The 21,815-nt window shown below is 51.5% G+C and carries 20 protein-coding genes and 15 tRNA genes; 3 read left to right on the top strand and 32 right to left on the bottom strand.

What is annotated here, in order from left to right; translation table 11 throughout:
- Positions 1 to 2: 2 nt before the first annotated feature.
- The 9 genes from EDM58_RS13760 to EDM58_RS13800 form a co-directional block, all read right to left on the bottom strand.
- On the bottom strand, positions 3 to 629 hold the full coding sequence (locus EDM58_RS13760) for a flavin reductase family protein (protein WP_122913834.1): 627 nt from the start codon (positions 627 to 629) through the stop codon (positions 3 to 5).
- Between the two features lie 17 nt (positions 630 to 646).
- Entirely contained in the window at positions 647 to 1,807 is a 1,161-nt protein-coding gene (locus EDM58_RS13765; RefSeq protein WP_122913835.1) for a homogentisate 1,2-dioxygenase, read from the bottom strand.
- Positions 1,808 to 1,827: 20 nt separating this feature from the next.
- The gene (locus EDM58_RS13770; RefSeq protein ID WP_122913836.1) at positions 1,828 to 2,760 is read right to left on the bottom strand and encodes a fumarylacetoacetate hydrolase family protein; all 933 of its coding nucleotides are present in this window, start codon (positions 2,758 to 2,760) and stop codon (positions 1,828 to 1,830) included.
- Between the two features lie 297 nt (positions 2,761 to 3,057).
- Positions 3,058 to 3,954 carry an RluA family pseudouridine synthase gene (locus tag EDM58_RS13775; RefSeq protein WP_122913837.1) on the bottom strand — a complete coding sequence of 299 codons (897 nt, stop codon included), beginning with the start codon at positions 3,952 to 3,954 and terminating at the stop codon, positions 3,058 to 3,060.
- 139 nt (positions 3,955 to 4,093) lie between these two features.
- Positions 4,094 to 4,519: a hypothetical protein gene (locus tag EDM58_RS13780; RefSeq protein ID WP_246000722.1), complete on the bottom strand. Its 426-nt coding sequence runs from the start codon at positions 4,517 to 4,519 to the stop codon at positions 4,094 to 4,096.
- 144 nt (positions 4,520 to 4,663) lie between these two features.
- A complete protein-coding gene (locus tag EDM58_RS13785; protein ID WP_122913839.1) occupies positions 4,664 to 5,356 on the bottom strand; it encodes an MBL fold metallo-hydrolase in 693 nt (230 codons plus the stop codon).
- A gap of 33 nt (positions 5,357 to 5,389) precedes the next feature.
- On the bottom strand, positions 5,390 to 6,142 hold the full coding sequence (locus EDM58_RS13790) for a class I SAM-dependent methyltransferase (protein ID WP_221175412.1): 753 nt from the start codon (positions 6,140 to 6,142) through the stop codon (positions 5,390 to 5,392).
- 91 nt (positions 6,143 to 6,233) lie between these two features.
- Positions 6,234 to 6,755 carry a thiol peroxidase gene (tpx, locus tag EDM58_RS13795; protein WP_023557684.1) on the bottom strand — a complete coding sequence of 174 codons (522 nt, stop codon included), beginning with the start codon at positions 6,753 to 6,755 and terminating at the stop codon, positions 6,234 to 6,236.
- A gap of 87 nt (positions 6,756 to 6,842) precedes the next feature.
- Positions 6,843 to 7,376 (bottom strand): hypothetical protein, encoded by a 534-nt coding sequence (locus EDM58_RS13800; protein WP_122913841.1) that lies wholly within the window; start codon positions 7,374 to 7,376, stop codon positions 6,843 to 6,845.
- A gap of 221 nt (positions 7,377 to 7,597) precedes the next feature.
- Here EDM58_RS13800 and pyc point away from each other — a divergent pair, with 221 nt between their 5' ends.
- Together pyc and fliD are read left to right on the top strand one after the other, a co-directional pair.
- Positions 7,598 to 11,044 (top strand): pyruvate carboxylase, encoded by a 3,447-nt coding sequence (gene pyc, locus EDM58_RS13805; RefSeq protein ID WP_122913842.1) that lies wholly within the window; start codon positions 7,598 to 7,600, stop codon positions 11,042 to 11,044.
- A 51-nt stretch (positions 11,045 to 11,095) separates the two neighbouring features.
- Positions 11,096 to 12,355, top strand: a complete 1,260-nt coding sequence (gene fliD / locus EDM58_RS13810) for a flagellar filament capping protein FliD (RefSeq protein ID WP_122913843.1) — start codon at positions 11,096 to 11,098, stop codon at positions 12,353 to 12,355.
- Positions 12,356 to 12,431: 76 nt separating this feature from the next.
- Here fliD and ytfJ read toward each other — a convergent pair whose 3' ends face one another.
- The 8 genes from ytfJ to EDM58_RS13850 all read right to left on the bottom strand — a co-directional run bounded on the left by ytfJ (position 12,432) and on the right by EDM58_RS13850 (position 18,387).
- Positions 12,432 to 12,890: a GerW family sporulation protein gene (ytfJ, locus tag EDM58_RS13815; RefSeq protein ID WP_122913844.1), complete on the bottom strand. Its 459-nt coding sequence runs from the start codon at positions 12,888 to 12,890 to the stop codon at positions 12,432 to 12,434.
- 87 nt (positions 12,891 to 12,977) lie between these two features.
- Complete coding sequence (locus tag EDM58_RS13820) at positions 12,978 to 13,625, bottom strand: DUF2953 domain-containing protein (RefSeq protein ID WP_122913845.1); 648 nt, start codon at positions 13,623 to 13,625, stop codon at positions 12,978 to 12,980.
- A gap of 82 nt (positions 13,626 to 13,707) precedes the next feature.
- On the bottom strand, positions 13,708 to 14,676 hold the full coding sequence (locus EDM58_RS13825) for an S-layer homology domain-containing protein (RefSeq protein WP_122913846.1): 969 nt from the start codon (positions 14,674 to 14,676) through the stop codon (positions 13,708 to 13,710).
- Positions 14,677 to 14,840: 164 nt separating this feature from the next.
- Positions 14,841 to 15,491 (bottom strand): spore cortex-lytic enzyme, encoded by a 651-nt coding sequence (gene sleB, locus EDM58_RS13830; RefSeq protein WP_122913847.1) that lies wholly within the window; start codon positions 15,489 to 15,491, stop codon positions 14,841 to 14,843.
- A gap of 164 nt (positions 15,492 to 15,655) precedes the next feature.
- Positions 15,656 to 15,859, bottom strand: a complete 204-nt coding sequence (locus EDM58_RS13835) for an alpha/beta-type small acid-soluble spore protein (protein ID WP_023557692.1) — start codon at positions 15,857 to 15,859, stop codon at positions 15,656 to 15,658.
- A gap of 97 nt (positions 15,860 to 15,956) precedes the next feature.
- Positions 15,957 to 17,084, bottom strand: a complete 1,128-nt coding sequence (locus EDM58_RS13840) for an MGDG synthase family glycosyltransferase (RefSeq protein ID WP_122913848.1) — start codon at positions 17,082 to 17,084, stop codon at positions 15,957 to 15,959.
- The gene (locus EDM58_RS13845; protein ID WP_122913849.1) at positions 17,084 to 17,671 is read right to left on the bottom strand and encodes a YkoP family protein; all 588 of its coding nucleotides are present in this window, start codon (positions 17,669 to 17,671) and stop codon (positions 17,084 to 17,086) included. The genes EDM58_RS13840 and EDM58_RS13845 overlap by 1 nt, the downstream gene beginning before the upstream one ends.
- A gap of 65 nt (positions 17,672 to 17,736) precedes the next feature.
- Complete coding sequence (locus EDM58_RS13850; protein ID WP_122913850.1) at positions 17,737 to 18,387, bottom strand: TerC family protein; 651 nt, start codon at positions 18,385 to 18,387, stop codon at positions 17,737 to 17,739.
- 208 nt (positions 18,388 to 18,595) lie between these two features.
- On the opposite strand from EDM58_RS13850, the gene EDM58_RS13855 reads away from it, so the two are divergent.
- Entirely contained in the window at positions 18,596 to 19,765 is a 1,170-nt protein-coding gene (locus EDM58_RS13855) for a sensor histidine kinase (RefSeq protein ID WP_122913854.1), read from the top strand.
- Between the two features lie 310 nt (positions 19,766 to 20,075).
- Here the strand turns inward: EDM58_RS13855 and EDM58_RS13860 are convergent.
- From EDM58_RS13860 to EDM58_RS13930, 15 genes are all read right to left on the bottom strand, one after another.
- A tRNA-Gly gene (locus EDM58_RS13860) sits at positions 20,076 to 20,149 on the bottom strand.
- A gap of 13 nt (positions 20,150 to 20,162) precedes the next feature.
- A tRNA-Leu gene (locus EDM58_RS13865) sits at positions 20,163 to 20,250 on the bottom strand.
- A gap of 26 nt (positions 20,251 to 20,276) precedes the next feature.
- Positions 20,277 to 20,353: transfer RNA gene (locus EDM58_RS13870), tRNA-Pro, on the bottom strand.
- 29 nt (positions 20,354 to 20,382) lie between these two features.
- A tRNA-Arg gene (locus tag EDM58_RS13875) sits at positions 20,383 to 20,456 on the bottom strand.
- Positions 20,457 to 20,465: 9 nt separating this feature from the next.
- A tRNA-Gly gene (locus EDM58_RS13880) sits at positions 20,466 to 20,541 on the bottom strand.
- Positions 20,542 to 20,555: 14 nt separating this feature from the next.
- A tRNA-Leu gene (locus EDM58_RS13885) sits at positions 20,556 to 20,642 on the bottom strand.
- A 63-nt stretch (positions 20,643 to 20,705) separates the two neighbouring features.
- Positions 20,706 to 20,781 (bottom strand) — tRNA-Lys (locus EDM58_RS13890).
- An 8-nt stretch (positions 20,782 to 20,789) separates the two neighbouring features.
- Positions 20,790 to 20,874: transfer RNA gene (locus tag EDM58_RS13895), tRNA-Tyr, on the bottom strand.
- A gap of 8 nt (positions 20,875 to 20,882) precedes the next feature.
- Positions 20,883 to 20,958, bottom strand: a tRNA-Thr gene (locus tag EDM58_RS13900).
- A gap of 98 nt (positions 20,959 to 21,056) precedes the next feature.
- A tRNA-Asp gene (locus EDM58_RS13905) sits at positions 21,057 to 21,133 on the bottom strand.
- 80 nt (positions 21,134 to 21,213) lie between these two features.
- Positions 21,214 to 21,290: transfer RNA gene (locus tag EDM58_RS13910), tRNA-Met, on the bottom strand.
- Between the two features lie 46 nt (positions 21,291 to 21,336).
- Positions 21,337 to 21,412, bottom strand: a tRNA-Val gene (locus tag EDM58_RS13915).
- 84 nt (positions 21,413 to 21,496) lie between these two features.
- Positions 21,497 to 21,573, bottom strand: a tRNA-Glu gene (locus EDM58_RS13920).
- Between the two features lie 18 nt (positions 21,574 to 21,591).
- Positions 21,592 to 21,667: transfer RNA gene (locus tag EDM58_RS13925), tRNA-Thr, on the bottom strand.
- Between the two features lies 1 nt (position 21,668).
- Positions 21,669 to 21,744 (bottom strand) — tRNA-Asn (locus EDM58_RS13930).
- Positions 21,745 to 21,815: the final 71 nt, after the last annotated feature.

Consider the following 21,815-nt stretch of genomic DNA (forward strand, 5'->3'; position numbering starts at 1 on the left):
TGTTATTTGTCCGCGAGCGGGGCCTTGTATTCGGGACGAGGGCGGTCGAACATCTCGCCCAGGGTAGCATAGGTGTGCCCTGCAAGCCTGCTGACAGGCGAGAACGCGGCAGCGTCGATGCGTCCAGCCTCATAGAGTTCGTCTGCGACATGGACGTGCACGACTTCACCAATGATCAAATCTGAAGTCACAGGGGAGCCCAATTCGACGATCTGGTGCAGCTTGCATTCAAAATGGATGCGCGATGCCGTGAGTCGCGGGACCTCGATCATGGAGGATGGCGATGTCGCAAGCCCCAGCGCCTCTACCTCGCTGACATCCGCAGGATAATCTGCAGAAGTCTGGTTTACCGCATCTACATTATGGACATCTACCATGTTTACGACGAACTGTCCGTTCGCAGCAATGTTGCGAGCGGTATCCTTGGGCACGCTGCCAGGCTTGCGCATGACGGCGACAGACACCATCATCGGCTCGATGCTCGCGACGTTGAAATAGCTGAAGGGTGCGGCGTTTACGATTCCGTTTCCCCCCAGAGATGTGACCCAAGCGATCGGACGCGGCACGATGCATCCGATCAGCAGCTTGTATTTTTCCTGTCTGGCCAGTTCACTTACCTGCAACTCCATGCTAGCCCTCCTGTTCTCTACTCGCGCGGCGGCAGCCAGCTCGCCATGTACTCCTGATCCTCCACCTGCAAAGCCTGACGCGTCACACGCAACGGCCGGAAGGTGTCCAGCATGACAGCAAGCTCCTTCGTCTCGGTCTTGCCGATGCTCGCTTCGATCTTGCCGGGATGCGGTCCGTGGGGGATCCCCATGGGATGCAGCGTGATCGAGCCTTCGAAGACCCCTTTGCGGCTCATAAAGTTGCCATCGACATAATACAGCACCTCGTCGCTCTCGACATTGCTGTGGAAATACGGTGCCGGAATCGACTGCGGATGGTAATCGTACATTCGCGGCACAAAGGAGCAAATGACGAAGTTTTGTCCGGCAAAGGTCTGGTGGACTGGCGGCGGCTGATGAACCCGGCCGGTAATCGGTTCAAAATCATGTATGCTCAGTGCATATGGGTAAAGATAACCGTCCCAGCCCACGACGTCAAATGGATGGAAGTCAAAAAAGTAACTGTACACCACAGACTGCCTTTTGACGCGCACTTCAAAATTGCCTGACTCTACATGAGTGTCCAACCGCTCCGGCAAACGAATATCCCGTTCGCAAAAAGGAGAATGCTCCAGCAATTGGCCATGCTCATTGCGATAGCGCTTTGGCGGCACGATTTCGTTTTGGGACTCGATCACAAGAAAGCGGCTTTGCTCGGCGGGAACGATCCGATACGTAGTCCCGATGGGAATCACGAGATAATCTCCCGGCTGATAGGTCAATGTGCCAAAAATGCTTTGCAGCTCTCCTGTCCCCTGATGCACGAACAACACTTCGTCGCCGTCCGCATTGCGATAAAAGTAGTTCATCGGTTCTGTCGGTGCGCAAACACCCAACACGACATCACTGTTTCCGAGCAGATACTGACGGCCAAACACCGGGTCGCCGCCCTCTTTGAGATCAAATGTCTTAAAATGCTGATGCTTGAGATCCTCCTGCTCCACAAATTCCAGACGAACATCTGCGTACTTGCGCGTCTCGCGCACTTGCGTCGGGGGATTGTGATGATACAGAATCGACTGAATGCCGGAAAACCCTTTGGTGCCCATAACCTGCTCGCGGTACAATTCGCCATTCGGCTTGTAGAAGGTAGTATGCCTTTTATGCGGAATTTCTCCCATGCGATGATAGAATGCCATCGTTTTCCCCTCTTTCCGTTTTATTTTTTGATCGAATTGCGCAACACGCCGAGCCGTTCTACCTCCAGCTCGATCACATCCCCCGGATTAAGCCAGCCTCCCTTTTCCTCACCCAGCTCCAAGATGCAGCCCGTCCCCACGGTGCCCGAGCCGATCACATCTCCCGGATAAAGGGGACAATCTGCCGAAGCGCGAGCGATCATTTCGGCAAACGTATAGTGAATATCGCGGAAGTTCCCTCGCGAGTACTCCACGCCATTCACTCGTGCGACCATCGTCATATCGTAGCGATCGCCTTTAGCGCCTGTAATCTTGACGTCCTCCAACTCATCGGGTGTGACCAGCCATGGCCCCATCGAGGTTGCGAAATCCTTTCCTTTAGCCGGTCCGAGTCCGACTTTTACCTCCTCAAGCTGCAGGTCGCGGGCGCTCCAGTCATTGAGGATCGCGAAGCCTGCGATATGTTCGGCTGCCCGTTCGACAGGAATATCGACACCCGCTTTTCCGATCACACAAGCGATTTCCAGCTCGTAGTCAAGCCGAACAGTAGCTTTGGGCCTGTGTATCTCAGCCTTGTGCCCCGAGAACGCTGCCGCATTGGAAAAGTAAAAGACGGGAAAGTCGTACCACTCCGGGATCATTGCCAAGCCTCGCCGGGAGCGCGCTGTTTTGACATGCTCCTCAAAAGCGTAGAAATCCCGAAAACTGCGTGGTCTGGGAACGGGAGGACCGAGGAGCAAACCCTCCAGCTTTAGGCTGGCGCGGCTGTTCAGCTTCTTCTCCTGCTCCATCTTGTGCAGCAGGGCGAGCCAATGCTCCCAGTTCTCCAATAGCCCTTCCACCGTGTCGGGGGCATCGGTCAGGAGCTGTGCCACATCCCATACCCATTCCCCATCAGTAAGCCCAGCTCGATACTGTTCTTCCTCGCGATGCCGATACGATAGCAACTTCATCGGATCTCCTCCTCCACTTACTGGCCCTCCTCTATGGCAGACGAATGCAAAAAGCCCAGCTTACCCCCAAGCTTGCATCGGAGGCATGACAAATCAGGGGGTACCCCCAGCGTCAATCATTCCGAAACAAAGCCTCAGGCGCAAGCTGGGCCAAGTCTGCTAACATGAAGAAGATCCTTGCGGGATTTCCCCCACAGACAGCCAGCTATTGTCGAGTGTTTCATTCGTTATGGTCTATATGATGATCTTACCGAAAACGCTTCCATTTTTCCAGAGGGAAATTGGCACTCGGGCTTCTCATGCAAAAAATAGTTTCAACAGGTGCTGCATATCAGCAGGCAACGGTTCGCTCCACTTCATTTCCATGCCAGTGCGAGGGTGGACAAAGGCGAGCTGGATTGCGTGAAGCGCTTGTCTGCCGATATAGGTCCTCGCCCCTCCGTAGAGGTCATCTCCTGCCAAAGGATGCCCTTCATGGCTCATATGCACCCGAATCTGATGCGTCCTTCCTGTCTCCAGACTCAGCTCGACATGGCTCATGCCGTCACCCCGCGCCAATACGCGAAAATGCGTGACCGCTGTCTGACCATCCTCCCGCACCTGCCGCGTGATGAACGAATTCTCTGCCAGGCCGATTGGGTGATCCAACACACCTGCATCCGGTATGACAATCCCCTCCGCGATCGCCTGATAGATGCGCGTGAGGCGGCGCTCTTGCTGCATACGGCTGAACTGCTCATGCGCCCACTGATTTTTTGCGACGATCAGCAAGCCGGAGGTATCCTTGTCCAATCGGTTGACGGCCCTGAATCTGCGTTTCTCCCCGCGCTTTTGCCAGTATGCGACCACACCGTTGGCGAGAGTGCCTGCAGGATGATTTCCTGTCGGGTGGACGACGAGCCCTGCCGGCTTGGCAATTACCATCAGGTCCTCATCTTCATAGCGTATCGTGAGCGGCATCTCCTCCGGCAGCACCGCTTCCGTCTCTTCTTCATCGACCAGCACGGCGATCTCATCTCCGGTCTGGACCTGTTCATTGACAAAAACAAGCGCTCCGTTGCGCGTGATCAGTCCGTTGAATTTCGCGCGAACCAGCAGACGCCTCGAGACTCCGTAACGCTTTTGCAGGACGTCACGGACTGTCTGTCCCGCATCCGCATCATCTGCCGTAAAACGTATCAATTCTTCCCGCATGCTGTCTCTCCTTTACGGTCATCCCTGAACCTCAGTATAGTAAAGAAAACCTGGCTATGCCAAGTCTTGGCGGGCCAGGTTGGGTTTTCACAAACGCAAATGATTCTGATCGTACAAAAAAAGCAGCCTAACGTCACCTTTACAGGAGCTGGCTGCTGGCGTTGCTTTTCACTTCAATCACAAAGGCGTGACCGGCGTCCCCCTGGTCCCACTGGGCACGTACGTCATACAAATACCATCCCGGCTGATCGGGAGCCTTCCATTGGTTTCCGTTTTCTACAACTTGCTCGATTTGACTGGAACCGATCCATTGGTAGACACTCAATGATGCTTCTACGGGGGGGAGATCATACGAAATGGTGATGACAGCGCCTGGCTTCACCTGCATCGGTGCAGGTTTCTTTTCTGCTATGACTTCCGGGGGAGCGGCAGTATCCACACAGGTTCCCGTATTTTCATAGGTCCAGCAATAAGACGTCGGAACGGAGACAGCCGACTTGTCCTTCCAGGAAATCAATGGCATCGGCGGTGTGTGGAAAGCCTGCTGGGTTGGTTTATTTCCCAAAATATTACATCCCGCTAAAAGAAGAACAGATGCCAGAAAAACACAAAGCGCCGACTGAATTCTGTACATGCCATCACCTCTATCGTAAGACGCAAAAAAGGTCGAATTCGTTTCATTCGACCCGATTCCTTTTTCTCACTTTCCTTACATGTTCGTGGAGATTGAGGGTGATGCTCCCATCTTTTCCAGGTAAGCGTCCAATTGCTCCCCCGGATTTTTCACAGGCTTGCCGTGGCAGACCTCCAGATGCAATACATGCAATTCTCGCAGAATTTCACTGCTTCTCAAGGCTTCTCCCATATCGGCGGTAAACATCGGCATCGGCCTGTGCAGCTTCCCGGTTTTTGACGTGAATAAATCACCGCCAAGCAAGACGCGATCCTGTTCATGGTAGTAGACGACGTGCCCAGGGGAATGGCCCGGTGTAAAATAAGGACGCAATCCCCCAAAAGCGGTCAACTCACCCTGTTCGTTCTGCGGCAGTGGACGCGCCAATCCCTGAGCGACGTTTTGTTCCGCCTTTTTCCGCCGTGGATAGATCCGTTCCCCTACCATATAGGGAATTTCGATCTCATGGGCATAGACCGGGACTTGATGCTGCTTCAGAATGTGTTTGATCGAGCCCACATGGTCGCTGTGTCCATGGGTCAGCAGGATTTGCTTCAGTCTCCCCAACTGCAGCCTTTCGAGATTTGCAATAATTCCTTTTGCCATAAAAGGCATTCCCGCATCGACCAGCGTCACTCCATCCGGCTCAGCCACAAGCCAGACTCGGCATGGCACCAACAGCCAGGATTGAAGACTCCAAATATGCTCAGATACTTGTTCTGCTTTCAAATACGCTTCCACCTCCCTGAATAAATACTCCAACTAAAACGAATCGTTTCGCTGCATGATGAAGAACGTGTAGCCATAATATTCGGAGTATTTGCGGTACATATCTATTTCCTGTTCAGTCTGATCCAGGCATTCGACCATCAACTGAGTAATCGGGGTCCTTGTCCTCAAGTCAGCTACCCTTGCCTCCAGCGGGGTATAGTAATGGGTCCACCAATCCGCTTCCGGGAGAGTAAAGCTATGGAGCAGGGTATACCCCTCGTCTTGTACAACTTGCTCGGATTCTCGCACACTTTTCATCGCTGGATAATGATTTGCCCAAAATTGTGCGATCTCTTCAGGCGGATCATCCTTCAGCCAGGTCAGCTCCGATACGACCAAGTATCCATTTGGCTTCAGGAAAGCCTTCCACTCGCGCAAGCCTCGTTCAAACCCGATGATGTAGATCGCCCCTTCAGACCAGATCAAATCAAAGCTCTCGCGCGCAAACGGCAACGCAAACATGTCCCCGCTCACCGTAAGGATTTTCTCGCCAATCCCTGCAGCCTGCTTCCTCTTTTCCAACTCTTGCAAAAATGCCTCTGTCTTGTCGAGCGCCGTGATCTTCCCGTCTGTCAGCTCCGCGATTTGCAGTGTTTGCATGCCGGGTCCACAGCCGATATCCAGAATCTGCGGAAAAGCCGGAAGCTCTTTCAGCAGGCGGAATGCTTTAGACGTGCTCTCATTGCTGCCTGGCGCTTCGCGTGGCAGATCTTGATGGATTACAAAAAATGGATGTTGACTCAATGCAACTCCCCCCACTATCATGGCGAACCGAAAAAACCCTCTTCACTCACTTTAGAAGAGGGTTCTCGTGGATCGATCATCGTTGCGCGCCTTATTTCGCTGCTTTTGCAGCCTCGATCGCAGCTTCGTAGTTCGGATGCTCACCAGCAGCCGGTACATACTCGGCATATACTACTTTGTCGTTTGCATCTACTACGAATACAGCACGGGACAGCAGACGGAATTCCTTGATCGCTACGCCGTAAGCAGTACCGAAGGAGAGGTCCTTGTGGTCGGACAGGGTTTTTACCTTGTCGATACCAGCAGCACCGCACCAGCGGTTTTGGGCAAATGGCAGGTCCACGGACACAGTCAGGACAGTCACGCCATCCAGCTTCGCTGCTTCTTCATTGAAACGGCGAGTTTGTGCATCGCACACGCCAGTATCCAGGGAAGGAACGACGGAGATAATGCGCACGCTTCCTTTGGTGTCTGCAAATGTTACAGGAGACAGGTCGCCGCCTACTACTGTGAAATCTGGAGCTGTATCTCCAACCTTGATTTCAGGGCCCAGCAGAGTTACAGGACCGCCTTTGAAAGTAAATGCACCTTGACGTTCTACTACAGTTGACATGATTTCTTCCTCCTCGCCAATCATTTCATATGTACTCATTTATCATACCCTATCAAACACAATTTTTCACTATGCCAATAGGTGAAATTACAGATTTGCTTGCAGTTTGTCGGAGCTTTGCGGCTCTACCTTGACAATCCGTTTTACTTCATGCTCGTGTTCCCAGTCTGTTTTCTCATTCAGCTTGTGGCAGCGCATCAACGCATGATAGAGCGCAAAGACAAACTGGACATTTTTCAATTCGTACCGGTGGCCATGTGCTTTGGGCAAAACGGTATTGACGATCTCGATCTGATAGGTCGCCCTCTCCCGTTTTCTGCGCGTGGGCACCACATACCCCATTTGCTTGAGGACAAAACCGATATCAAACGCGCCCTCATCATCAAAATCAATCGTATCGTCGGATGTAGCCAGATATTCCAGCAAGGTGCCCAAATCCAGCAGATCGTAGCAAACAGGCTTCGGCATCGCCAGCACGGAACCATCATGATTGACAAAGTAGATATGGTCGCGGTAGTGGAAAATCAATTCGTCTTCCGGCACTTCTGAGGCAAACATCCAGGATGCCGATGGGATCAGCAAGCGCCAGATCTGGGCTGGGGTCATTTGCAAGATTTCCATGACAGGCACCACTCCTTTCCCCTACCAGTCTTGGCATCTTCCTCCTTCCCTATTCAGATCGTCTCTGACGGCAATCACATGAAAAATGCGGCGCTTTGTTACATCGTTAACACCTTGGCGATGAAATTTTGAAAAGGACTGTCTTCTGTAACCTTTATTTTGTATATTTACACTATATAAAAAATTCAAAAGTGTCTGGAGAGAAGAAAGGAGAGAAATACATGCTTGCCAAAAAAATCAATCGTTTGCTCGTAGCCAACCGCGGCGAGATCGCCATCCGCATTTTCCGTGCGGCTACAGAATTGGGAATACGCACTGTTGCTGTTTATTCGGAGCAGGACAATGTATCAATCCATCGCTTCAAAGCTGATGAGTCATATCTGGTAGGAGCCGGAAAAGGTCCGATCGAAGCGTACCTGGACATCGACAGCATCATCGAAATCGCCAAACGCAACGACATCGACGCGATCCATCCCGGCTATGGCTTCCTGGCTGAAAATGCGGAGTTCGCCAAGCGCTGTCAAGAAGAAGGGATCATCTTTATCGGCCCTTCTCCCGATCTGATTGACAAATTTGGGGACAAGGTAGAAGCGCGCGCCATGGCAGTGGAAGCCGGCATCCCGGTCATCCCTGGTACTCCTGAGCCCATTGAAACCTTGCAGGAAGCACTGCTTTTCGCCAAAGAATACGGCTACCCGATCATCATCAAAGGGGTCTCGGGCGGAGGCGGACGCGGCATGCGGATCGTGCGCGGCCAGGAGGAGCTGCAGGATGCTCTGGATCGGGCCCGCTCGGAAGCCCGCTCTTCTTTTGGCAATGCCAAAGTCTATCTGGAGCGTTACCTGGAGAAGCCCAAGCATATCGAGGTGCAGATTCTCGGCGACCAACACGGCCAGATCGTCCATTTGTTCGAGCGCGACTGCTCGGTGCAAAGACGCCACCAAAAAGTGGTCGAGGTAGCGCCAAGCCTCTCCCTCGATGACAAGCTGCGCGAGGAGATTTGCCAGGCAGCCCTGACCTTGATGAGCAAGGCAGGCTACTCCAACGCAGGGACAGTCGAATTCCTGCTGACGCCGGATAAGCAATTCTATTTTATCGAAGTGAATCCGCGGATTCAGGTGGAACATACCATTACAGAACTGATCACGGGCATCGACATCGTTCAGGCACAGATTCGCGTGGCGGAGGGGCATCGCCTCTCAGATCCGGAGATCGGCATCGCCTCGCAAGAAGACATTCACATGAGCGGCTATGCCATCCAGTGCCGCGTCACCACGGAAGATGCGGAAAACAACTTCCTGCCTGATGCCGGCCGACTGTCTGCGTGGCGCTCGGGCGGAGGCTTCGGTGTTCGCCTGGATGGAGGCAACGGTTATCCCGGCGCGATCATTACACCGTTCTACGATTCCTTGCTGGTGAAAATCTCGACCTACGGCACCAGCTTTGATCAGGCAGCGCGGAAAATGCTGCGCACCTTGCGGGAATTCCGCATCCGCGGCGTCAAAACCAACCTGCCCTTCCTGGAAAATGTCGTGACGCACCCCGATTTTCTCAGCGGAGAATACGATACCTCCTTTATCGATACGAAGCCGGAGCTGTTCGTTTTTCCAAGCCGTCAGGACCGCGGCACCAAGCTGCTCTCCTACATCGGGGACACCATCGTCAACGGCTATCCCGGACTTGGCAACCCGGGGAAAAAGCCGCACTTTGACTCCCCGCGCATACCGCGAACACCGTTTGCCCAGCCATATCCGGATGGCACCAAACAAATTCTGGATCAACAAGGGGCAGATGGGCTGGTCCGCTGGATCCAGGAGCAAAAGCAAGTCCTGTTGACCGACACCACGTTCCGCGATGCACATCAGTCCTTGTTCGCGACCCGAGTGCGCACGTACGATCTGGCCTCCGTGGCCGAAGCGACCGGCAAACTGGGAGCAGGTTTGTTCTCCCTGGAGATGTGGGGCGGCGCGACATTTGATACCTCGATGCGCTTTTTGCAGGAGTCGCCATGGGAAAGATTACAGATCCTGCGCGAGCGCATCCCGAATATTTTGTTCCAGATGCTGCTGCGCGGTGCAAACGGGGTCGGCTACACCAACTACCCGGACAACGTGATTCACGCGTTTGTCAAAGCGTCGGCGGAAAATGGCATTGACGTCTTCCGCATCTTTGACAGCCTGAACTGGCTGCCCGGGATGCAAACAGCCATCGAAGCAGTCCGCAATACAGGCAAGATCGCCGAAGCCGCCATCTGCTACACCGGAGATATTCTTGATCCTTCGAAGACCAAATACAACCTGGCTTACTATGTCAACCTCGCGAAGGAGCTGGAGAAGGCAGGCGCTCACATCCTGGCGATCAAGGATATGGCCGGATTGTTGAAGCCGTATGCCGCATACGAGCTGGTCAGCGCATTGAAACAGGAGATCGGCATCCCGATCCATCTGCACACTCACGACACCTCCGGCAACGGTTCCGCCATGCTGCTCAAAGCCATTGAAGCAGGCGTAGACATCGTGGATGCGTGCGTCAGCTCCATGTCGGGGCTCACTTCCCAGCCGAGCCTCAACGGACTGATCGCCAGCCTGGCCCATACGAAAAGAGACACCGGCCTTCCCCTCGATGCCTTCAACAAGCTGTCGGATTACTGGGAAGATATCCGCCCTTACTACCAAGGCTTCGAAAGCGGCATGAAAGCGAGCAATACGGAAGTTTATGTGCACGAAATGCCCGGCGGACAGTACACCAATCTGGAGCAGCAAGCCAAGGCGGTAGGACTGGAGGGGCGTTGGGATGAGGTCAAACAGATGTACGCTGTGGTCAACAAAATGTGCGGGGACATCGTAAAAGTAACGCCTTCCTCCAAGGTGGTCGGCGACCTGGCATTGTTCATGGTGCAAAACAACCTGACGGAAGAAAATATTTGGGAAAAAGGAGAACGGCTCGACTTCCCGGACTCCGTGATCCAGTTCTTCCAAGGATACCTCGGACAGCCGCCTGGTGGATTCCCCAAGCGTTTGCAGGAGTTGGTCCTCAAAGGCCGCGATGCCTTTACGGCCCGTCCGGGCGAATTGCTGCCTCCGGTCGACTTTGACAAGGTAGCGCAGGAGTTGGAAGAGAAAATCGGCCGTGCGCCAAGCGAGCTGGACGTACTCTCCTACATCATGTATCCGCAGGTCTTCCTGCAGTTCGAGCAGCGTGCCAAGGAATACGGCGACCTGTCTGTCTTGAATACTCCTACATTCTTCTACGGTCTGCGGCCGGGCGAAGAAACCGCGATCACGATCGAGCGAGGCAAAACCTTGATCATCAAGCTGGTCGCTGTCGGTGAACTGCATCCGGACGGCAGAAGGATCATCTATTTTGAACTGAACGGACAGCCTCGCGAAGTATTCATCCGCGATCACGCCGCAAAGGTATCTGATAAAATCCGCCGCAAAGCAGACGCACAAGATGCAGGGAATCTGGGCGCTTCCATGCCAGGAAAGGTGCTGAAGGTGCTGGTGGCCGCAGGAGACAAGGTTCGTCGCGGTGAGCACCTGCTGGTCAGCGAAGCCATGAAAATGGAGACGACCATCCAGGCTCCGATGGATGGCAAGATCAAAGCCGTCCACGTCAAGGCCGGAGATGCGATCGAGACCGGAGATTTGCTCATTGAAATGGAATAACTTTCTTCTATAATGGATAATAACCATTTATCCGTTTAGGAGGTGACTGGTATGCGGTTCACCCGGGTCACTCATACCCCGTTCAGCCATCGCGTTGGCCGTTACCATTTTCAAATGGCGCAGGCGAAGCTGAATACACCCGTACAACCCGTCTTTACGTACAGTCTGCAGCCTTTTTATGCCAGACAACAGGAATGGGTGACCGAGCTTTCGCACTCGCTTTCACGTCTATACCGTTTTTCTGCGGAACTGGATCAAAGCGCTCGTGAGTTTGATCCGGATCGGAAAATCAGTGCCATCAACGGGAGGATCGCAACCAGCTCACATCCTGAAGCCGTAACGGCGGAAGCCTTGCCCGGTGCCGAGCCTGCCAACTGTGAGCTTACTGTATACAGCTTGGCATCCAGTCAAGCCAACAGGAGTCTTGGGGCGCTGCCGGGCGAGCCTTCCCCAGTGCGTCCGGGTCACCATACTTTTACGCTATCCATCGATGAACAGGAAAAAGAGCTGACATTCTACTCTGACCCTGCTTACTCCTTTGCCGATTCCTTGAGGAGGATGGCCGGCGTCATCAATCGAAGCAAGCTGGGCGTGTCAGCCCGTGTGGAAGCCTCAGGCGAACATTCGCCTTGGTCCCTGGTGATGGAAAGCATCCGTCCCGGGGCCAAACAGGCCTTCACCTTGCGCGATACCTCAGGTCACTGTATCCGGGCCTTGCGCCTGGACCAGACAGAGACAGCAGCAAGGGATGCAGAGCTGTTATTGAATCACCAGCATGTACAGTTGGAACAGAACCAGCTTTCGGTAGACAACCGTGGGGTGCGTCTGACTTTGCTCCAAGCAGATCGGAGCCAGCCGATTCACATTGCGGTCGTGAAGGATACAGAACGCCTTCTGGAACAAACCAAAACACTCGTCCATCGGTACAACAGACTTCTGGCTTTTTTGCGTGAACATCAGGATGTGCTCAGCACACAAAAGCTCGAGACCTTTACACGCATTTCCCGTGCAGCGGATCAGGAGCTTCTGCCTTTTGGCATCAAGCGATCTGACAACGGAGAATTGCAACTGGACGAATCCCATTGGCGAAGGGCTGTTGACGCTGATTTCACTGCATTTGCAGAAGCGATGAAGGGGTTGGGACGACAATTTCGCGAAGAAACGATGAAAATCCAGGCCACCCCGCTTGGCAGCTTCTCGCACTCTTATACAGAGTCTCAAAGCGCAAACCCGTATGCATCCCGATCTTGGTCCAGCTTTCAATACAACTATGCGACGGCTGCCGGGATGTTCATCGATATGCGCTGGTGACGAAAAGATAAAAAACAGGTAGCCGTGTGTACATCGCGGCCTACCTGTTTTTTCTGTGATGCGGGACCCGAGGAGTTCAGCTTCGCTCGATCAAATCTTCCAGATCCTGATCATCCATGTTCGTCACGACTGTTGTAGTGGAAACAGTCGGTTCTTCCTTCTTGCCAAACACGCCCTGCATTTTTTCAACAAACTGCGGGACGGAATCGAGAATGCGGTCATACAGATGAGTGGTGTTTTCCAGAGGAATGGAGCGGATTCCCTGCTTTCCAACCACCAGAAAAGCGACAGGTGTAATCGAAACCCCTCCGCCGCTACCTCCGCCAAACGGATAACCAATCGACGCAGGATGATTATGCTCGTATTGAAACTCACTCCCACCTGCTGCAAAACCAAACCCCACTTTGGAAATGGGAAGTATGACACTGCCGTCCGGTGTTTCTACCGGGTCTCCGATGATGGTATTCACATCAATCATTTGCTTGATGTTCTCCATCGCTGTTCGCATCAAGCCTTGGATGGGATGATCTGCCATATACCGTTCCCTCCTTTTTGTGCAGCGCAAAAGACCTATCCTGCTCCCTTTACATTGCCCCAAACCATTAAGGAGTATGTAGCACGATCATGCTTTGCCAGCCGCCGTCTGCCATTTTCGCCTTCTGTTCAACTGAGTGCGCAGCAGAATCTTTATCCCGGCGAGAAGAGCATCTCCGACGTAAAGCCTTAGGTTGCACTGTATTTGAGTCTGCAGCAAAGACTGATTCCATACTGGTTGTACGCTTATTCGAGGCATTGTGCGAAACGAAAGTGTATGGGAGGCGACCCCAACAATCACGCTTTTGATACTCCAAACCATTCCGGTCAACGCACCTGTTTCATCTGCCTGCCCTGTCCCCATGGCCGTATGCCACTCCAGCTTCGTACAGCGAATGCGCTTGAAAAAATGCTTGAATACGGGCTGGACGTCCCTGAAGCGTCTCAGAAAGTCCTGATAGCGTCGATACCAGGTCTGGACTTGACGATGCGTTACATCGTCGACCTTTTCCTTTTTCTTTTTTTCCTGCTGAAGGGTTTCCATTTTGTACACCATTTCTGGGCCTTTTTCGGTAGGCTTGATTGCCAGCTTCGGGATCTCATATTTCCGGCGAATCAAGCGAAACCATGCAGACAGCTCCAGTACAAGATGGTCATTCGCATCGACCCGGCCGTAATAAACATGAATGTGCACGGGAGTAAAGACGATGACTAGAAACAGCACGAACAATGACAAAAAGAACCAACTCCACAAAAAAACCCCACCCTTTCCACCTTAGTATGGGTGGAGCGAGTGGGAATTATGACCATTTTTTGGCTCAATCCAGAATGTATACCTTCACATCTTGCTGAATACCGTGATCTTTGGCCTGATCCAGCGAAGAAAGGAATAGATCGAGGTGATTTTCTTTTACAGCTCCTCCTATATCGGCCGCCACCGCATAACCATAGCCTTCGATGTACAGGTGGGTACCCAATGGGATCACATTTGGATCTACTGCGACGATGCCCTCGTGCAGCGGATACTCGATATAGGTGAGTCCCTCGTTCTGATGGTAGCTGTACGCCGTCGTTTTTACAGTCATCACCTGGCTGTACGGCGTTCCATTGTCATTTAGCTTTTGCTTGTCTGTGCGGTCGGCCAGAAGGTGCAAGGAAGCGTAGGTTGCTGCCTCTGCTCGCGTCATTGGCTGCTGTGGGCGAAGGGTACCGTCGTCGTACGCACTGATCAGCCCGTGCTGCAACGCGTATACCATCGGACGCTGATAAGGATGCTGGACGTTGTCTCCATCGCTGTAGGCCGCCAGAGTGTGGACGGTGGTCGACCAAGGAAACTGGTTGACGGCTCCACTCTCCCCTCTTGCCCGGATCAGGATAGAGACAAGCTCTTCCCGGGTAATGGTGTCATCGGGCTGGAAATAGACTTGTCCATCCTTTTTTTGTCCATGGATCAGACCGAGTCTGTAGGCTGTCTCCGCATACGGTACAAGCCAGCTGTCATGCGGTATATCCGCAAATGAAAAAGAATTGTCTGCCACAGGCTGAATATGCTTCGCCTGGATAAACATGGTAATCAATTCCTGGCGGGTCACCAGGTCGTTGGGACGAAACGCGTCTGCGGGTTCCAGCGCCCCGCCTATGTATAGTTGTTCGATCTCTTTTTTTGCCCAATGTCCAGAAATGTCAGTGAAAGGGGTAGGTACTTCTGCTGTCGTATTCGCCTCTGCTTTCGGCGTACCTGTCAGTAGCAGGATTGCCGTTGAAGCTAGAATGAGCAACTTCTTCATCATCATCCTCCATGTTGTTCGAATAGTGGAAAAACCTTTTCTCTTCATTGTAAAGGATTGTCCATGGAAAACAACTATCAAAATTTCCTATCTTCCTGCTCCTTCATTCCTGTCTAAAAAATCCCTGAACACAAGAATTTCTTCTTGCCGTTCAGGGTCGCACTCTACTTGGAAAAAATATGGCTTCCGATTTTTTTGATTTGCGGTCTCGACCAGATCCATTTTGATGTAGCTGTGTCCGGATTGAAATAATAAAGCGCATTGTTCGTCGGATCCCACCCGCGAACGGCATCCCATGCAGCTTTGTATGCCGTTTTATCAGGAGTCAACCAGTATTGGCCATCATCGATCGCTGTAAAAGCACGCGGCTCGAAGATAATGCTTTTTACCGTATTGGGGAACAGATTGGATTGCAGACGGTTCATAACGACTGCCGCTACTGCGACTTGGCCGATATAGGGCTCTCCACGAGCTTCGGAATATACGATCTGAGCAAGCATCTGCATTTCCGTCTGGTTCACCGAGACTGTTTTCAATTTTTTCCAAGTATCCTTGCCTGCTATTCCATCAGCAGCCAGTCCGTAATCCTTTTGAAATTTCGTAACTGCCTGGACTGTGTTAGCTCCATAACGGCCATCCAGGGCCTTGTTGTAATACCCTAATACCTGCAAACGATACTGCAAGTCCCAAACATCTCCGTTGCTGCTCCCCCATTTCAGGAGTGGGGCGGCCATTGATTGCGTAGGCAGCGCCACAGTGAGGAAGAGCATCAGGAACGCTATTAGCAGGGTTCGAGTCTTTTGTTGCAACAACATGTACTTCCCCTCCTGATTCCTCATTTTACTGAATCGGGAAGCACAGGTTCAATTTAAGCTTTTTGGCAGTTCTTCCAATAGATACATTGTTTCAGGAAAAAGAAAACAAAGCGAGAGCCTCTGGTTTTCCAGAGGCTCTCTTCATCCAGCTATTCATTTCTCCATTAACCGCGGCCAGCCAGTTGCTGTTCAGCAAAGGAGACGAGGCGCTTGGTGATCTCTCCCCCAACCGAACCGTTTTGGCGGGAAGTAGTGTCAGCACCAAGGTTAACACCAAATTCTGCAGCGATTTCGTACTTCAGTTGGTCCAGAGCTTGGTTAGCTTGAGGAACCAGAAGGTTGTTGGATCCGCTGTTGTTGTTTGCCATCTTGTTTCACCCCCTCGTTTGTTGGTAGCCTTAATATGTGTGAAGCGTAGTCGATTCATTCTTTTTTGCTGTTGATTTTCACTTCCAATTTATAGCCTTACAGCCTGAGCAGATATTCAACGGTTTGCTGAGTAGAATAGGGACGCCGAATTGCCTCCATCCTTTGTACTGTGCTTGTCCACTTTTGTTTGTTCCTACTTTCTTGGATCAGTTCTCCGACCTGTCTTGGGTGATTTGCCAGGACGCCTGCCCCATGCTGAAGCAAGAAAGCGGTGTTGTGCCGTTCTTGTCCCGGCAATGGCTGATAGACGATCAAGGGCGTGGAGAGGGCCAGGGCTTCCGCACAGCTAATCCCGCCCGGCTTGGTGACGTATACGTCTGCTGCGGCAATCCAGTTCCACATCTGCTCCTCGTAGCCTTTTACCAATATCGTGTGTGGAGAGCTTGTCCTTGCCAATCGCTGCTCCAATTGCTGGAACAAGGCATGATTAGTGCCTGTAACGACGATGATCTGCAACGGCTCCTCGGATCCCAATAGCTCGTCCACGACTACATCCATCCGCCCGTAGCCGCCCTCTCCCCCGCTGATCAAAACCGTAAACAGGTCCGGACAAAGACCGAGTTGTTTCCTTTCCTCTATTCGATTCATGCGGGCAGCGGTTTGGGCAAAGGCTTTTCGGATCGGGATACCAAACACATGGATTTGGCTCTCCTTCACACCGTAGCGTTGAACGAGCCTGTTCGCCACGCTTTCATGTCCTACAATATAGGTGTCAATCAGCGGGTGTACCCAGAAACGGTTGACATGGTAATCCGTGGGGATACTCACCAGATGAAACGGATGCTTGCGCTTTCGTTTTGCTTCTGCCAAGGCAGTCAGGCAATAAGCGTGAGTCGCTATTACCACGTCCGGATTCCCAGCATCGAGAAGCCCGTGTTCCAAGCGCTTGGACAGCCACTTGCCCAATGGCTTTTTCAGCGTAGTCCCCCATAGCCGTTCCTGTTCGTACATATGCTGCCAGATCGACTGACCATACCGCAGCATGTTCCGATAAAAAAAACAAGACAGTTCCCGCAATGCAGGACTAGCTGTCTCCAAACCTCCCACCAATCTAACCCATTCTACTTCTTTTTGTTCCAAAAGGGCTTCTTTCAGAGCGACTGCGGCCATTTTGTGTCCACTTCCCGCCCATTCCTCTGTGACCAATAAAAACCGTTTTCCCATTAGAGTCCTTCTCCTGTCGGTTGATGTGCCCCTGAACCATATCGGTATAATAATTGCTCTTTTGACATATAGACGCGTTTGAGGGGCATTTCCTGATTCAATCGTTGGACCCTTTCCTTTCCATCCGGATGAATAAGCCGCAGCATGAGACGCAAATACCAACGCTTATAACGGAAAAACCAGTTCATTGGCACATCGGATATGGAGAAGCCCAATGGCTCTACACCCTTGTGCAGCATCGTAGTTCCCACAATCCCTTTTACTTCCTCCCAGCGATCCAGCTTTTCCAGGTAAGCCGCCAATTTGGGCATGGAATGCATAATGTGTCGCCGCAGCAGCAGGACCAATCGCAGTTCGTCCTTTACGCCTTTGCACAAGCTGGCAAAATAGTAGTTGTGTATATGCAGCTTTACGATGAGATCACCTGGGCAAATCGTGTGCTGGTCGGAGGTAACGAGCGGTTCACCCCGGTATCTCAAAACCACGATGCGAAAAATGTTGTTCCCCTTATCCACATACTGCAACCGGGTGCAACGCTGATAGATCGAATCCCAGTGTCCCCATAGCCACAGAAGGCCTGCATTCATTTGCCATCGGATCCTTTCCTATCCTGTTTTCTATGTAGTATTCCCCAGTCTGTCTCTCTCATTACCTAGACTCGCTTTAAACGCCCCCATGCCACTACACTGACTGCGACCGTAATGGCTAGCCAGGTATGATTGAGCAGGAGCGGATTCACCCACTTCCAAATGTACGGATCATCCAGACACATATCTACCGCCGTGTAGACCAATATCCCCCCGCCGACGAGCACGAGACTTGGAAATCGGTTCATCAGTCGTGCCACACCTGCGCTTCCCCACATCAAAAGCGGAATGCTCATCAAAAGCCCTAAAACCACCAGCAAAAGATCGCCATGAGCCGCTCCCCCTACAGCCAATACATTGTCCAGGCTCATGATCAAATCGGCCACGAGTATGGTTTTAATGGCTTGCCCTACATTGTGGCCTTGTGACACCTGATGGATCTCGATATCTTTTGCAAACATCAATTTTACGGCAATCCATAAAAGCAAGAATCCTCCGATTGCTTTAACCAGCGGAATTTCCAGCATCCAGGTGGTCAACCCTGTCAAAGCAACCCGAAGCGCGATAGCCCCCAACGTCCCGTATAAAATGGCTTTGCCCCTGTCTTTGGCCGGCAAGCCTTTGCAAGCCATTCCAATGACGACAGCATTGTCACTGCTCAGGACCAAATCAATGAAAAAAATATGAATCAGGCCCAACCAAAAGTGGTCCTCCATTGCCTCCTCCTCGTCCATGAAACGTGTCCATTCTACCTTATGCGACTCGATTCGGACTCATGCTCGATAAAATTACCGAATTTAGGCGTTTTTTAGCGAATTTTGGTGACAAAAAATACTCATAAAATACATTTTAATGCGAATTTAGGAGAAAAATACCTTGTCATTCCTTGCCTTCATCCCTTACGATTTGATATGGGGTGGTTCTATGGTGGAGACTGTAACATATAACTTTCAAGAAGTATCTCGAAAAATTTTAGATTTGGCACCAAGTATCACAACCTTGTGGCTTCAAGAAATTGTCTCCAGCATGGAGACCGCCGTTACAATCCCCCGCGATTTCGCGGAAAAAAGAACGGTTCTTCTTGCTCGTTACTTAGTCGAAGATGTAAATATGGATATGCAGACTTATGCACTCGATCTGGGTGAATGGCTGCGCTCGCAGGAATTTCCTTTTTCCTCCATATTGCGTACGTATCAATTGTACCGCAATGTTTTTTGGCGCATCCTCAAACCAGAGATTCAAAGTTGGTCCCTTTCGCAAGACGATATTCACAAGATTGAATTAGAGCTCGGCAAAGCGATGGATGAAAGTGTATTCTGGGCTGTTTACCATTTTGAGCAAACCATGAACCGGGAATTGGTACAAAAGGAAGAAACGATCTCCTATCTGCACAATGACAAACTCACCATGCTCGGCAAAATAGCGGCCAATATGGCTCATGAATTGCGCAATCCGCTATGTGCGATTGAAGGGTTTCTCAAGCTGATTGGTGAATCTACGCGAGATCAGGAAAAACTGCAGTCCTATATCAAGGTTGTCATGCATGAATTTGAGAGCCTGCATCGGCAGCTTACGGGATTTCTCAGTTTTTCCAAAAAGCCGATTTTGGATGAAATTTTCAAGGAAGTAAAGCTGGAGAATTTGCTCGCGGAGGTCGAACTGTTAATCACTCCCCGTTTGCTGGGAGAAAATGTCCTGTTTGAAAAGCGAATTCAGCCCTGCTCCATCACCTGCTATGAGGAAGGGTTGAAGCAGGTCCTGGTTAATCTTTTGAACAACGCGATCGACGCTGTCCAAAATAATGGTGGTGATAAATTGATTCGCATCATATCCACCATCTCCGAGGGGAAACTATTGCTCAGTGTTGAAAACAATGGAGAAATGATCCCAGCGGAAATTGTCGAGAATTTGTTTCAACCCTTTTTTACTACCAAGCAAAATGGGACAGGCATTGGTCTATCCATCTGCAAAAACCTGATCGAAAAGCACAATGGCAGCATTCAGTGCGAATCAAACGAACGACGGACACGCTTTCTGATCTCCCTGCCTTTGGATTTTACTGGGGAGCCTCTTCCTGCATTGCACAAGCAATGAATGATTTGCCTAATTGGCTGTGCATTCGGAGATGATGCACGCACGCCCCTTTATGAAAAGGCGGAAAATTCCGCTTTTTTATTTTTTCTGCGACGCCCTCAAGTCAAAAAACGCCTCCTGCCAATCAGCAGGAGGCAATGCAAGAGATTCATTACCGTGGGGTAAGGGATCCTATGTTCTACTCTACACGAAAACATATGTTTCTACTACTTATAAAATCAGACATGGTTCGACATGTCTGCGGCTCTTTTCACGAATAGGATGGTACAAAAAAAAGGCAGAGATCCACGAGATCTGCTGCCTTTTTCTATGGAGCGGGTGATGGGAATCGAACCCACGCGACCAGCTTGGAAGGCTGGGGTTCTACCATTGAACTACACCCGCATAAGGGAATGGTTGGTGCCGAGGACCGGACTTGAACCGGTACGGGAGAAACTCCCGACAGATTTTAAGTCTGTTGCGTCTGCCCATTCCGCCACCCCGGCAAATACGGTCTCACATGGGCATTTCATGGTCGGGAAGACAGGATTCGAACCTGCGACCCCTTGGTCCCAAGCCAAGTACTCTACCAAGCTGAGCTACTTCCCGATTTTTCTTCACTTTTATACGTAAAGAAGCGTGCCCTGAGAGATTCGAACTCCCGACCTTTTGATTCGTAGTCAAACGCTCTATCCAGCTGAGCTAAGGGCACATGATGATATGGAGCGGACGACGGGTCTCGAACCCGCGACCTTCGCCTTGGCAAGGCGACGCTCTACCAATTGAGCTACATCCGCATGCTTTTTTGTTTTGGTGCGGTCGAGAGGACTTGAACCTCCACGGTGTTGCCACCACTAGAACCTGAATCTAGCGCGTCTGCCAATTCCGCCACGACCGCATTATTTCATTCACCTGCAAGCTCTGTTGCTGTTCGCTTCCTTCGCTCCTGGTGGGTAAAAACTGGTGAGCCATGAAGGACTCGAACCTTCGACCCTCTGATTAAAAGTCAGATGCTCTACCAACTGAGCTAATGGCTCATACATACTGGTGGGGAGAGACGGATTCGAACCGCCGAACCCAGAGGGAGCAGATTTACAGTCTGCCGCGTTTAGCCACTTCGCTATCTCCCCAGTATTCGTGGTGCCGGCGATAGGAATCGAACCCACAACCCCCTGATTACAAGTCAGGTGCTCTACCAATTGAGCTACACCGGCGCGCTTTATTATTTTACCAAATCTTTCACGATAAATCAACGTTTTTAATTTGCACTAAACTTTATTACGGCAATTACTTCGTCATTCCTGTGAAAGAATGGCGGAGCTGACGGGACTCGAACCCGCGACCTCCGGTGTGACAGACCGGCGTGAACTCCAACTTCACCACAGCTCCATGTATGATTGGTTGCGCCTAAAGGCACTCCCATCTCACTTGAACAAGATGAAAATTCAATGTAGTACAAGTGAAAAATTTGGTTGCGGGAGCAGGATTTGAACCTGCGACCTTCGGGTTATGAGCCCGACGAGCTACCGAGCTGCTCCATCCCGCGACGACTAGGACATGGTCCTTAAGATTACTATCCACTTTTTTAAAGGTGGTGGAGGCTGACGGGATCGAACCGCCGACCCTCTGCTTGTAAGGCAGATGCTCTCCCAGCTGAGCTAAGCCTCCGCATTCCCCACAAAGTGACGTTTATGCTCTGAAGCATATTCCGAGTACTTTGCGGGGCCCCAACAACTAGTGAAGGGTTTTGTATGGTGACCCGTAGGGGATTCGAACCCCTGTATGACAGCGTGAAAGGCTGCTGTGTTAAACCGCTTCACCAACGGGCCATTTCTAGAGAGAAATCATGGTGCTCCCGACAGGAATCGAACCTGCGACCTCTTCCTTACCATGGAAACGCTCTACCGACTGAGCTACAGGAGCATGGCTCCTCGGGACGGACTCGAACCGCCGACCGATCGGTTAACAGCCGATTGCTCTACCGACTGAGCTACCGAGGAACAATGAAGGGATTTATTCCTTCAAAACTGAATCTGCATGAATGCTATTGTGGATGTGTGTGGATAAGTCC

The organism is Brevibacillus panacihumi, assembly GCF_003710985.1.
In the GTDB taxonomy this organism is placed as follows: domain Bacteria; phylum Bacillota; class Bacilli; order Brevibacillales; family Brevibacillaceae; genus Brevibacillus; species Brevibacillus panacihumi.